Annotated in this window: 11 protein-coding genes; 2 read left to right on the forward strand and 9 right to left on the reverse strand. The window is 56.2% G+C overall.

Features of this window, described 5'->3' with window-relative positions:
* Positions 1–27 precede the first annotated feature (27 nt).
* The 6 genes from NCN06_RS00225 to NCN06_RS00250 all read right to left on the reverse strand — a co-directional run bounded on the left by NCN06_RS00225 (position 28) and on the right by NCN06_RS00250 (position 4,672).
* Positions 28–792, reverse strand: coding sequence for a hypothetical protein (locus NCN06_RS00225; protein ID WP_250398502.1), 765 nt, complete (start codon positions 790–792; stop codon positions 28–30).
* Positions 793–951: 159 nt separating this feature from the next.
* On the reverse strand, positions 952–1,773 hold the full coding sequence (locus tag NCN06_RS00230) for a nucleoside/nucleotide kinase family protein (RefSeq protein WP_250398503.1): 822 nt from the start codon (positions 1,771–1,773) through the stop codon (positions 952–954).
* A gap of 136 nt (positions 1,774–1,909) precedes the next feature.
* Complete coding sequence (locus tag NCN06_RS00235; protein WP_250398504.1) at positions 1,910–2,893, reverse strand: GlcNAc-transferase family protein; 984 nt, start codon at positions 2,891–2,893, stop codon at positions 1,910–1,912.
* Entirely contained in the window at positions 2,890–3,786 is an 897-nt protein-coding gene (gene folP, locus NCN06_RS00240; RefSeq protein ID WP_250398505.1) for a dihydropteroate synthase, read from the reverse strand. Before folP ends, NCN06_RS00235 begins: the two co-directional genes overlap by 4 nt.
* Positions 3,713–4,444 carry a triose-phosphate isomerase gene (gene tpiA, locus NCN06_RS00245; RefSeq protein WP_166017363.1) on the reverse strand — a complete coding sequence of 244 codons (732 nt, stop codon included), beginning with the start codon at positions 4,442–4,444 and terminating at the stop codon, positions 3,713–3,715. The genes folP and tpiA overlap by 74 nt, the downstream gene beginning before the upstream one ends.
* Before the next feature lie 30 nt (positions 4,445–4,474).
* Positions 4,475–4,672: an RNA-binding S4 domain-containing protein gene (locus NCN06_RS00250; RefSeq protein ID WP_226422388.1), complete on the reverse strand. Its 198-nt coding sequence runs from the start codon at positions 4,670–4,672 to the stop codon at positions 4,475–4,477.
* A gap of 39 nt (positions 4,673–4,711) precedes the next feature.
* Here NCN06_RS00250 and NCN06_RS00255 point away from each other — a divergent pair, with 39 nt between their 5' ends.
* Positions 4,712–6,457, forward strand: a complete 1,746-nt coding sequence (locus NCN06_RS00255) for an ABC transporter ATP-binding protein (RefSeq protein ID WP_250398506.1) — start codon at positions 4,712–4,714, stop codon at positions 6,455–6,457.
* 49 nt (positions 6,458–6,506) lie between these two features.
* Positions 6,507–6,740 (forward strand): DUF6447 family protein, encoded by a 234-nt coding sequence (locus NCN06_RS00260; RefSeq protein WP_115093491.1) that lies wholly within the window; start codon positions 6,507–6,509, stop codon positions 6,738–6,740.
* 58 nt (positions 6,741–6,798) lie between these two features.
* On the opposite strand, the gene NCN06_RS00265 is transcribed toward NCN06_RS00260, so the two are convergent.
* The 3 genes from NCN06_RS00265 to carB are packed head-to-tail and all read right to left on the reverse strand — an operon-like array spanning position 6,799 to position 12,232.
* Positions 6,799–8,151, reverse strand: coding sequence for an alanine/glycine:cation symporter family protein (locus tag NCN06_RS00265; protein ID WP_115025206.1), 1,353 nt, complete (start codon positions 8,149–8,151; stop codon positions 6,799–6,801).
* 56 nt (positions 8,152–8,207) lie between these two features.
* Entirely contained in the window at positions 8,208–8,873 is a 666-nt protein-coding gene (locus tag NCN06_RS00270; protein WP_166017195.1) for a DUF3386 domain-containing protein, read from the reverse strand.
* A gap of 35 nt (positions 8,874–8,908) precedes the next feature.
* Positions 8,909–12,232: a carbamoyl-phosphate synthase large subunit gene (gene carB / locus NCN06_RS00275; RefSeq protein ID WP_250398507.1), complete on the reverse strand. Its 3,324-nt coding sequence runs from the start codon at positions 12,230–12,232 to the stop codon at positions 8,909–8,911.
* Positions 12,233–12,254 lie beyond the last annotated feature (22 nt).

Below are 12,254 nucleotides of genomic sequence, written 5' to 3' on the forward strand. Positions count from 1 at the left end.
CTGTAATTGTTGGTCTTTTGTCTGCTGTTAAATATTCAATCCTGTTTTGATTGTCCAATTAGAGCAAATGCACTTGTTGTTAGAGTAGAGGTTTCCGTCTTCGCCAACTGTGGTAAAAAATATTTTTGAAGGCTTGAGAAGGTAAATATTTTTTTCCCATGCTCTATACATCGCACGATGCTCTCTTGCATATATTTTCAACTCTTTTTGGGATTTGATGTTTTTCTCAGGGCAATCTCGCTTCATTTTTTGAATGTAAGCCTTGCTTGAATTGGTGTATATTGTGTTGACAATGATATTTTCAAACCTTGAAAAAAATTGATGCTTGAGAAAGCTGGACACCATTAAATCGCAAATTTTTTGATCTGCTCTTTTTTTGCGAGGTACTGGAATTTTTGTAATCGATGTAATTTTCCTTCTGTCGCTTTCGCCTGAGGCATGATGTCCAAGAATAGCGGTTAAAAGTTTTAGATCGATGTGCATGAGAATATGCTTCGAGAGCTGCTTCTGGTTGTTTAAATTATTGATAAATCTGCCTTCAAACGTTGATCCATTTTTAATTGCTTCGATGTAATCATCATATTCTTGATGGGGGATGCCACTCCTTGTTTTCTTGAAATCTTCGTGGAATTTCTGGCCGTAGAGATTTACGTCAAGAGTGTGAGAATGTTTGATTATTGTCGATTTCCCTGCCCCTGAGCATCCAGCAATAATCAGGCAGGTTTTTAAATCTTTTGCAGTTGAGCTGTACTCAATTTTATTCTTCTGATTTATCGGTTCTGATATTTGCATCTAGCAAACCAGATCTAATCCTAATCTTAGCTTAATTTCTTCTTAATGTCTAGTTTTGATGGGCTCTATGCCTTTGCTTGCTCCTCTGGTATGTGCTTTGTGTTTTGAATGTGCTAGTGGTCAGCCTGGATAGCAACAATTGCAGCTCACATTAAAGAATTAGTTTTTGCTTTCGGATTTCCTGAAATAGGCGAGAATTTTGTTCAAATAATTTAGATCATTGTTCGGGCTTGCTTTTGAAGTCCAGTCTGGGCAGATGCATTTATTGTTAGAGTAAAGCCCTCCGTCTTCACAGACTGTGGTAAAGAATATTCTGGAAGGTTTAAGCAGGTAAATATTTCGTTCCCACGCCTCGTACATGGCGTGATGCTCCCTAGAAAATATTTCACTTTTTTTGTTGCTTTTGATTTTTTCGTTTGGTCGATCTCTTTTCATTTTTTGCACGTAATTTTTATCGCAATCGGTGTAGACTGTGTTGATAACAATAGCGTCAAACCTTGAAAAAAATTGATGCTTGAGAAAGCTAGATACTAATAAGTCACAGACCTTCAGATTCACTCTGTCTTCGTGGGGTGTGGGGAATTTGGTGATCGACTTGATTTTTCTTTTATCGTTTTCTGATGCAGCACGGTGACCAAGAGTGCGGATTAAAGATTTAAGATCGACATGCATAAGGATATGCTTTGGTGGGTCTTTTTCATCCTTTAGATTTTTAATGTGCCTTCCTTCGAAGGTTGCCCCATTTCTGATTGCATCGGAATATTTATCAAATTCTTGATGGGGGCTACCACTCCTTGTTTTCTTGAAATCCTCATGGAATTCTTTCCCGAAGAGCTTTACGTCAAGAGCATGGGAATGTTTGACGATGGTTGATTTTCCTGCTCCAGAACAGCCCGCGATGATGAAGCAGGTTTTTAAATCTTTTTCGTTGTGCCCTTTCTTTTTTGCTCTTTTTTGCTCAGCCGTTTCTGCTATTTGCATCTAGCTATCTAGACCTCAATCTAACCCTAGCTTAATTTCCTCTTAATGTCTAGTTTAGAGCGGTTCTCCGCTTTTGCTTGCTCCTCAGGTCTTCACTTCTGTGTGCTGATTGGGAGTGGTCAGTTTTTATGCGTCTTCAGTTTTGCGTTGTGCCGAAATGACCACGCTCAGCACTTTCGCTGATCTCTGATGTCTTGAAATTCACCCCCGCCCATCGCTCATAGTCATGCAGGGAGCGTTGCTCTCCGAGCCAGTAGTCGTGGATGTCAGTCACGTCACTGGCCGTCGGTCTGAGTTGCTGAGGAGCGCGATCAAGGCTTTGCAGGAGCGTGTGCACCCGCACCAAGGATTTCCGGTTCAGCTCAAACCAGTTGTCGTGATCGCTCCAATGGTTTGCTGATTGCTCGACCGGTGTGGCTTCCGTCTTGTAGAGATGGAAAAGCAGCAGACGATTAGGCACGTAAATATTGAAGCCTGAGGTCCACAGCCGTGCCGACATGGCCACTTCCTCCCCATAGAAATAGAGCCCTGGGTCGTAGGGCACTCCGCTGGCGATCGACCCAGGCCCGAAAAGGAATCCTCCGGCGATAAAGGCCCCGGGGATTGGACGCTCAGGCTGTTGTTCTGGCAGTTGGAACCGACTGATGCCTTGGAACCTGAGAATGCCGTTGTCGTCAAAGCCGTCGGCTCCCATGACCGGCAGTGTTGACGTCTGTAGGAAGCACGGTTGCTGGAAGCCATTGGGGTAAACACTCAGAACTGCGCCTGGATCGCTGCATTCCGCCCAGGTCTTCTGAAGCAGCTCATCCCAGCGCTCCACAGCGCGCATGTGACTGTCGATCTGGAGTAGGAAATCTTCCCCGCCGTAAAAACTCTGAGCCTGTCGTCGCGCCCAGCAGGCTCCCAGGCTGTCAGAGGCACGAAACGAGCAGACGCTGATCTGAGGATGATCTGGAAACGCATTGGTTCCCCAATGGTTCGGATCGTTATCGCCAAGTTGCAGGCAGATGCCGAATTGCAGGCGTTCTGGCTGGGCTGCCCTCTCGATCAGGTTGTGAAGTGTGGCTGGAAGATCTGGGTCTCGGTAAGCCGCGATCTGCACGAAAATCGTGGCTGTCACCAGAGTGCGGCAGCCATGCGTAGTGTCTGGCTGATTGGCCCCACATCGTGCACCCTCAGCACGGCTGCACCGGCCTGAGCGCAGCGGCAGGCCACCGCAGCGGTTCCCCAGAGCCGCGCCTTCGGTCGCGGTTCGTCGAGCACGGCACCAATGAAGCGTTTGCGTGAAGGGCCGATCAACACCGGTCGCGGCCCCCGGGTCAGTTGTTCCAGATCTCGCAGAAGCTGCAGGTTCTGCTCGTGAGTCTTGGCGAACCCGAGGCCTGGGTCCCAGATGATCTGGCTTTCTTGGACGCCCGCCTTGATGGCGGCTTCACTGCGCTCCACTAACGCCCCTTTCACATCCGCTACGACATCGGAGTAGCTAGTGAGTTGATCCATGCTTTGACTGTTGCCGCGGCTGTGCATCAGCACCACTGGACACCCTGCATCGGCGACCACCCGCAGCAGATCGGGGTCGTGTCTGCCACCGCTCACATCATTGATCCAGCTTGCACCTGCCTCCAGTGCCCTGGCGGCAACCGGTGCGAGAAACGTGTCCACGGAGATCAGGGCGTCTGGGTTCCTTTTCCTGATGGCTTTCAGTGCTGGCAGGAGCCTGCGCAATTCCTCCTCTTCACCCACCTCCTCCGCGCCAGGTCGAGTGCTTTGGGCGCCCAGATCCAACACGTCGGCCCCGTTGTTCAGTTGCCGCTGGGCTTCAGCGAGGGCACGTTCGCTTGCAAGGAACCGTCCTCCATCACTGAAGGAGTCGGGGGTGATGTTGATCACCCCCATCACCGTTGTGCGTTGGCGCCAGCCCTGGGGCCAGACCCCTGAGTCAAGCGGTTTGGTAATTCGCAATGCGGGCAAAGCTTTCGGGTTCCAGTGAAGCGCCCCCCACAAGCACCCCATCGATATCGCTCATGCCCATCAACTGATCAATGTTGGTGGGTTTGACGGACCCTCCGTACTGGATCACGAGATCAGGGGAGCCGACCCAGCTCCGGATCAGACCGCAGATACGGTTTGCTTCCTCGGCTTCGCAGGTTTTGCCTGTTCCGATCGCCCAGATCGGTTCGTAGGCCACGACTAACTTCTCGGCGTCGAGTCCCTCCAGACCCTGCTCGATTTGGCGTCGAATCACCCGTTCTGCTTCGCCGCGTTCGCGTTGCTCATCACTTTCACCGACACAAACGATCGGAATTAAACCGTTCGATTGGGATGACCTGGCTCGGTGGTTGATTTGCTCGTCGCTTTCACTGAAATATTTTCTTGGTTCGCTGTGGCCCACGATCGTGTGGGTGACCCCATGCTCCTTGAGCATTGCAGGGGAGATCTCGCCAGTAAAAGCTCCTTGGCCTTCCCAGTGCACGTTCTGGCTGGAGAGACAAAGGCGGGAGCCTTGGCTGAGATCCGCCATTGTGGACAGCGCCGTGAACGGTGGTGCCAAGACCAGGTCGCGGTCGTCAGGGGTGTCAGCGATCAACGGCAGGAAGGCCGCCATGAACTCCCGCGACTGGGCACACGTCATGTGCATTTTCCAGTTGCCAGCGATCACCGGTCTTCGCACGCCTTGCTTCCCCATGGAATGGCAGCCAACTTACGGCCCGGCCGCGTTTTCGCGCCCCACAACGGACTCCTCCCCAGCAAGCACAACCCGATCTCCCGAGGAAAGTTGGCGTCCTCGCCGGGTTTCAACGCTTCCATTGACTTCCACCTCACCCATCTGAATGCGTTGTTTCGCTTCACCACCTGTGGACACCCAACCCTTCCATTTCAGGAACTGATCCAGCTTCATCGGAGAGAGTTTTAAGCCCACCATTGATACTGTGCCGCGATGCTGACACCATCCCAGGCCGGTTTCCGCCGACTGCTGCCGCTGCTCCGCCCCCACCTGCGTGAACTGCTCTGGGGGGGCTGCTGCATGGTCGTCTACGTCGGTAGTTTTCCGCTCCTTGTTCAGCTGGCAGGAGATCTGTTTCCCGCATTGGGGTCGGGTGATCTCGCCCGAGTGCTTCACCTGATTGGCTTGGCGTTGCTGATCTTTGCTGTTCAGAAAATCGCTCAGTTCGGCCAGGACTCTCTGCTGGCCGGTCCTGCTCTGCTGGTGAGCCAGGGGTTACGTCGGGATCTGTTCCGTCGCTTGCAGACCGTTGAGCTCGGTGCGCTTGAGAAGCTCTCGGCCGGTGATCTCACCTACCGCTTTACGGAAGACGCTGATCGCGTCAGTGAAGTCCTCTACAAGACCATCCACGACACAGTCCCAAGCGTGCTGCAGCTCCTCGCGGTGCTGGGGATGATGCTCTGGCTCGACTGGAAGCTGACGCTTGCCATCCTGTTGCTTGCGCCTGTGATCGTCTGGCTGATCAGCCTGTTTGGTGCTCGCGTCATGGCAGCCACCGAACGCAGTCAGCAAAAGGTGAGCGAATTGGCCGGGTTGCTGGGTGAGGCGATTGAGGGCTTGCCTTTGGTGCGAGCTTTCGCGGCTGAGCCCTGGCTGCAGGACCGTTTCGAGACGGAGATTGACCAGCACCGGCAGGCCCGTCACCGCACCTACAGCCTTGTGGCTCTCCAGCATCCGGTGGTCGGCATCATCGAGGTGTTGGGCCTGTTTGCGGTGTTGGCGCTCGGCGCCTGGCGAATCCAGACCGGTGATCTGAGCATTGCCGGGCTGAGCAGTTATTTGACGGGACTGATCGTGCTGATCGATCCCATTGCGCACGTCACCAATAACTTCAATGAATTCCAGCAGGGACAGGCTTCGCTGCGACGTCTGCGTCAGATCGAAAGAGAACCTCAAGAGGCCGCTGATCCAGCGGAGGCGCAATCCATCGGCACTCTCAAGGGGGATCTGGTCTTTGACCAGGTGAGCTTTGGCTATGACCCTGCCGAGCCGGTGCTGCAACAGCTGGATCTGTGGGTCGATGCGGGCCAGGTGTTGGCCATCGTTGGGCCCTCAGGTGCTGGCAAAAGCACCCTGCTGTCGCTCCTGCTGCGCTTCAACACAGTGCAACAGGGCCAGATTCGTCTCGATGGCACCGACATCAGCCTGATGCGCGCCCGTGAGCTGCGGCAGCAGGTGGCCCTGGTTCCCCAGAGAACAACCGTGTTCTCTGGAACGATTTCGGAAGCCATCCGGTTTGGACGTCGCGCGACGGACGACGAGGTTCGTCATGCCGCGCGTTTGGCCAATGCAGATGAGTTCATCCGTGCCTTGCCTCGTGGTTACGACACCCAGTTGGAAGAAAGAGGGACCAACGTTTCTGGTGGACAACTGCAGAGAATCGCCATTGCTCGTGCGGTCTTAGGCAATCCAGCGCTGTTGCTGCTTGATGAGGCCACCAGTGCTCTTGATGCTGAGGCGGAGGCTGCGGTTCAACTCGGTCTCAAGCAGGCGATGAAAGGACGAACGGTGTTGGTCATCGCCCATCGTCTGGCAACGGTGCAGGAGGCGGATCGAATTGTGGTTCTTGAGAAAGGTGCTGTTGTTGATCGAGGAACCCACGATGAGCTGATGCAGCGAGGTGGGCGTTACCGCGAGTTGTGCGAACGCCAGTTCATTAGGGATCGGCAGACGTCCTGAATCCATCTACGATCTGGCCGCCGGTTCCACGCCATCCCGGCGATGAACGATGACTGACTCTGCAGCCAACAACCCTGTCCTGACGTTTGAGGGAAAGCGCTACGACCTCAATACACTCCCTGATGAGCTCAAGGAGCTTGTGCGTGGCATGCAGGTTGCCGATGCTCAGCTGCGGATGCATGAAGACACCCTCAAGGTTCTGGCTGTAGGACGTCAGAGCCTCGCCACGCAGCTGAATGACAAGCTTCAGTCCGTTACCCCGCTGCCTGATGGTCAGGGCTGATTGCCTGCCAATAAAAAAGGGGGCTAGGAGCCCCCTTTTGGGATGAATCTTTGCGGCATCAGTCGCTGAACTTGTAAGCCTTGGTGAGTTTGAACACTGTTCCCGAGAGGAGCAGAAGGGCAACAAGGTTGGGGAGGGCCATCAGCCCGTTCAGCGTGTCGGCAATCGACCAGATCACTCCACGGTCACCGGCCACAGCGCCGATCACAACAACAGCCACCCAAACCAGACGGAACGGCATCACGGCAGACTCACCGAACAAGTACGTGGTGCAGCGTTCGCCATAGAAGCTCCAGCCCAGAATGGTGGTGAAGGCAAAGACCACCAACCCCAGCGTGACCACCACGCCACTGCCGGAGATTCCGGTGTTGAAGGCAGCGATGGAGAGGTCTGCGCCGCTTAGTTTTTCGCCAGCTGCATCGAGGATCAGATTGGCTTTGGTGGTGATGATCACCAGAGCGGTCATCGTGCAGATGATCAGGGTGTCGATGAAGGTGCCCAGCATGGCCACCGTTCCCTGTCGAACGGGGTCATCGGTTCTTGCGGCAGCGTGAGCGATCGGTGCGCTGCCGAGGCCTGCTTCATTGGAGAAGATGCCCCGTTTGAAACCCATCAGCACCACCTGACCAAGAGCACCACCGGCAGCTGCTTTGCCGGAGAAGGCGTTGGAGAAAATCGTGGCGAAGGCTTCAGGTACGCCCCCCAGATTGAGAAGCAGCACCAATAAGCATGCCGCTACGTAGAGGATCGACATCAGGGGAACTATGGCTGAAGCCGCTTGGGCGATGCGCTTGATGCCTCCGATCACAACAGCAAAAACAAGTGCTGCCAGAACGATTCCGGTGACCAGCTTCGGAATGCCAATCAGGCTCAAGGCAGACGAAACCTCAAAGGCCTGAACCCCATTGCCGATGCCAAACCCAGCCAACATGCCGAAGAGAGCAAACAGGCCCGCCATCCAGCTCCAGCCGCTGCCGAGCCCATTGCGGATGTAATACATCGGGCCACCGACATGGTTGCCTTCCCCATCGGTTTCACGGAATTGAACCGCGAGCACCGCTTCGGCGTATTTGGTTGCGATACCGAAGATCGCGATGATCCACATCCAGAAGACGGCTCCAGGCCCGCCAACGGCGATCGCCCCTGCAACACCGGCGATGTTCCCTGTGCCGATCGTGGCGGACAAGGATGTCATCAGTGCCTGAAAGGGCGTGATCTCCCCTTCGGTTTGTGATGCAGCAGGGCGGAGCATCATCGAGATGCCATATCCCAGCCTTTGCAGCGGCATGAACCGCAACCCCACCATCAAGAGAATGCCCGTCGCGGCAATCAAAATGACTGTGGGCCATCCCCAAACGACACTGTTGATCGGGCCATTGATGGCCTGAATGGTCGACTCGACTCCGCCCATGCCTTTCAACAAGTTTGGGCGGATGGTCTCATAGCCGGCTGGTACCGGCAATCAACTCAGAGTGATTCGAGATCTTCAAAGCGGAAGGTCTGACGTCCGGCTGGGGTGTCGCCGTGGGCTTCGGTGGTCACGACCCGCTCGGTCAGCACCCAGGGACCATCCCCCGGAAGAGGAGCGAAGGTGTCTTTGAAGCTGCTGCGGCCGCCCCGGGCTTCTCCCGTTGCGGGGTCGGCGTATTGACTTGTGTAGGTATGGCTGAGGTATCCCGAGCCCGTGTGGGTGACATCGGTGGTGAAGATCGTCACGACGGTGCCGTGGATGTGTCGGTGAACCATGGTCACCACGTCATCTTTGATGCGGTATTTGTCACCTGCTCCCTTGCCGCCGATCAGAACTTCGGTTCCCACCTCGTTGGTGTCACCGGCCGTGAAGGTGTTCTCCCCGTGGGTCTGATCGAAGCTGCGACGAACGCGATGGATCGCCACCTCCCAAAGCTGTGAATTCACCGCCTTCAGGATGTCTTCGTTCTCAATTCCCTCAACCTTGGCCTTCAGATCAGCGCCAATTTCGAATTGGCCTTCGACCCGTTGATCGTCCTGCTGCCAGATGCAGCGTCCGTGATAGCCGGAAAAACCGGGGGCCCAGGTGTAGCGGTTCTCGTAGGCGCGACGAAAAACATCACGCAGGTCGCATCCAGGCTTGACGGGAACGGAGGCTGTCACAGCAGTGAGGTGGCTTCTGCAACCCTACCGGTGGTTTAACGCTGCATGGCGTGGATGTCTTGCAGTGCATGGATGCTGAGCCTTGGCTGTTGCTGGAGCGCGGAGATTGCTTCCACCGCAGCCCGTGCGCCTGCGAGGGTTGTCACGGTTGGTACGGCGTAATCAAGCGCTGCCCGGCGTAGATATTTGTCGTCATGGGCTGCTTGACGGCCAATCGGTGTGTTGATCACCAGCTGGACCTGATTGGAGCGGATCTGGTCCTCGATATTGGGTCGGCCCTCGTGCACCTTGAGCACGGATTGGACTTTCAGTCCAGCGTTGGCGAGCGCTTGAGCGGTTCCTGAGGTCGCTGTCACATCAAACCCGAGTTCGATCAGCCGAGCGGCGATGGGCACCAACGCTTGCTTGTCGCGGTCGTGGGTCGAGAGGAACACTGTTCCTTGGGTGGGCAGCGCTTCACCCGCGCCGAGTTCGGCTTTGGCGTAGGCCATTCCGAAGCTGTCGGCACATCCCATCACCTCACCAGTGGAGCGCATTTCTGGCCCCAGCACCGTGTCAGCTCCAGGGAATCGCCTGAAGGGAAGCACGGCCTCCTTGATCGCCTGCAGCGGCGGCTTCGGTTCGCGGGTCAAGCCAATGTCGCTGAGGGTTTCGCCCGCCATCAGACGGGTCGCTAATCGTGCCAGAGGTTGTCCTGTGGCTTTGGCGACGAAGGGGACCGTCCTGGAAGCGCGGGGGTTGGCTTCAATGATGTAGACGACTTCCGAACCATCGGTGTTGCGTTGAACGGCGAACTGGAGGTTGATCAGTCCACGAACCTCCAGGGTTTGTGCCAAGGAGCGACTCCAGTCGCGAATGGTGTTCAGCGCCGCTTCACCAAGGGAGACCGAGGGCAAACAGCAGGCTGAGTCACCGGAATGGATCCCAGCCGGTTCGATGTGTTCCATCAGACCCCCAACGATGACGGCGCCGTTGTGATCGCAGAGGGCGTCAACGTCTACTTCAACGGCATTTTCCAGATATTGGTCAATCAGAACCGGATGGTCGGGCTCCACCTGAACGGCCTCGCGCATGTAGCGGTTGAGTTCTTCTTCGTCGAAGACCACCTCCATGGCACGTCCACCTAAGACGTAGGACGGCCGAACGACGACTGGATAGCCCACTCTGGTGGCCACGGCCCGCGCTTCCTCCTCACTGCGCGCCAGGCCATTGCGGGGTTGCCGGATGTTCAGATCGCGGAGGATGGCCTCGAACTGCTCGCGGTCTTCGGCGCGGTCGATCGATTCAGGGGAGGTGCCCCAGATGCTGGTGCCTGTCGCGCGTCCCTCCTCACTCTCGAGCCAGCGCAGCAGGGGAATGGCAAGTTTCAGGGGGGTTTGTCCACCGAACTGCACCACCACTCCATCGGGACGTTCCGCTTCGATCACATTGAGAACGTCCTCCAACGTGAGTGGTTCGAAGTAAAGGCTGTCACTGGTGTCGTAGTCGGTGGACACCGTTTCGGGATTGCTGTTCACCATCACTGTGGTGATCCCTTGCTCCTGCCCGGCAAAGGAGGCATGACAGCAGCAGTAGTCGAATTCGATGCCCTGCCCGATCCTGTTGGGGCCTCCGCCCAGGATCATCATCTTGCGACCGTCCTGGCGACGCGTCACTTCAGAAGAGGCTGGAAGGGTCTTGAGGGACCCATCCGCCTGCAGGGTCTGTAGCGGACGTTCATAGGTCGAGTAGTGGTACGGGGTGGATGAGGCGAACTCCGCAGCGCAGGTGTCGACGGTTTTGAAGATGGCGCGAACATCGAGCTGATGACGTCTCTGACGCACCAACAATTCATCGCTTTTGGTCTGCCAGGCGATCTGTCGGTCTGAAAAGCCCAGCTGCTTGGCTTCAAACAGGCTCTCGGCATTGAGCTGCTCGAGGCTTTTGCCCTTGATGAGCCTTGTTTCCGCCTCGATGATCCGCCGCAGTTTTGCCAGGAACCACGGGTCAATCTTGCTGATTCGATGAATCTCTTCATCGCTGCGTCCGCGCACCATCGCCGTTCGCACGCTGAGGATGCGCTCTGGTGAGGGGGTCCTCAGCCGACGATCGAGCTCACCGTCGCTGTGGTTCGGTTCCTCCCGGTCGCCTCCCCAGCCCGAGAGCCCTGTCTCCAAGGAACGCATGGCTTTCTGGAACGACTCTTCGAAACAGCGGCCGATGGCCATGGCTTCGCCCACCGACTTCATCGACGTGGTGAGCACCGCCGGACTGCCCCGGAATTTTTCGAAGGCGAAGCGCGGGATTTTGGTGACGACGTAATCGATCGTCGGCTCAAAGCAGGCTGGCGTCTTGCCGGTGATGTCGTTGAGGATTTCGTCGAGGGTGTAGCCAACGGCGAGACGTGCGGCGATCTTCGCGATCGGGAAGCCGGTGGCCTTACTCGCCAAAGCAGAGGATCGACTCACCCTGGGATTCATCTCGATCACCACAACGTCGCCGTTGTCCGGGTTGATGGCGAACTGGATGTTGCTGCCGCCTGTGGCAACACCAATCTCGCGAATGATGGCGATCGATTGGTCGCGCAGCCGTTGGTATTCCCGATCCGTGAGGGTTTGGGCTGGGGCCACCGTGATCGAATCCCCTGTATGCACCCCCATCGGGTCCAGGTTTTCGATGCTGCAGACGATCACCACGTTGTCCGCCAGATCACGCATCACCTCGAGCTCGAATTCCTTCCAGCCCAGTAGCGATTGCTCGATCAAGATTTGGGAGACCGGACTCGCCTCAAGCCCGCTCTTGCAGATCGCTGCGTATTCCTCGGGGTTGTAGGCAATTCCCCCGCCACTTCCGCCGAGGGTGAAGGCAGGCCGGATGATCCGGGGGAAACTGCCGATTGCGGCCCCAACGGCTTCGGCTTCCTCCTGAGATGAGGCAATCCCTGATGGGCAGACCTTCACACCGATGCGCTCCATGGCCTGCTTGAACAGCAGACGGTCCTCCGCCTTTTGGATCGCCTTGAGGTCGGCACCGATCAATTCGACGCCGAAGCGCTCCAAGGTGCCGTTTTCAGCCAGGGTGACTGCCAGGTTCAGAGCGGTCTGACCGCCCATGGTGGGGAGAAGAGCATCCGGTCGCTCCTGTTCGATCACCCGGGTGACGATGTCCGGCGTGAGCGGTTCGATGTAGGTGCGATCAGCCATCTCCGGGTCGGTCATGATCGACGCCGGATTGGAATTGATCAGAATGACCTCATATCCCTCGGCTCTGAGGGCTTTGCAGGCCTGGGTTCCGGAGTAGTCGAACTCGCAGGCCTGGCCGATCACAATCGGACCTGACCCCACCAGGAGAATGCGACTCAGGTCAGACCGCCTGGGCATGGGAAATCGTCCTAGGCCAAAC

The organism is Synechococcus sp. MU1648 (assembly GCF_023630615.1).
GTDB lineage: Bacteria > Cyanobacteriota > Cyanobacteriia > PCC-6307 > Cyanobiaceae > Parasynechococcus.

What these genes read in the sequence shown, in the direction of transcription:
- NCN06_RS00225 (WP_250398502.1), bottom strand. Translation starts at nt 792, where the DNA reads ATGCAAATATCAGAACCGATAAATCAGAAGAATAAAATTGAGTACAGC.
- NCN06_RS00230 (WP_250398503.1), bottom strand. Translation starts at nt 1,773, where the DNA reads ATGCAAATAGCAGAAACGGCTGAGCAAAAAAGAGCAAAAAAGAAAGGG.
- folP (WP_250398505.1), bottom strand. Translation starts at nt 3,786, where the DNA reads ATGGGGTGCTTGTGGGGGGCGCTTCACTGGAACCCGAAAGCTTTGCCC.
- NCN06_RS00250 (WP_226422388.1), bottom strand. Translation starts at nt 4,672, where the DNA reads ATGAAGCTGGATCAGTTCCTGAAATGGAAGGGTTGGGTGTCCACAGGT.
- NCN06_RS00255 (WP_250398506.1), top strand. Translation starts at nt 4,712, where the DNA reads ATGCTGACACCATCCCAGGCCGGTTTCCGCCGACTGCTGCCGCTGCTC.
- NCN06_RS00260 (WP_115093491.1), top strand. Translation starts at nt 6,507, where the DNA reads ATGACTGACTCTGCAGCCAACAACCCTGTCCTGACGTTTGAGGGAAAG.
- NCN06_RS00265 (WP_115025206.1), bottom strand. Translation starts at nt 8,151, where the DNA reads ATGGGCGGAGTCGAGTCGACCATTCAGGCCATCAATGGCCCGATCAAC.
- carB (WP_250398507.1), bottom strand. Translation starts at nt 12,232, where the DNA reads ATGCCCAGGCGGTCTGACCTGAGTCGCATTCTCCTGGTGGGGTCAGGT.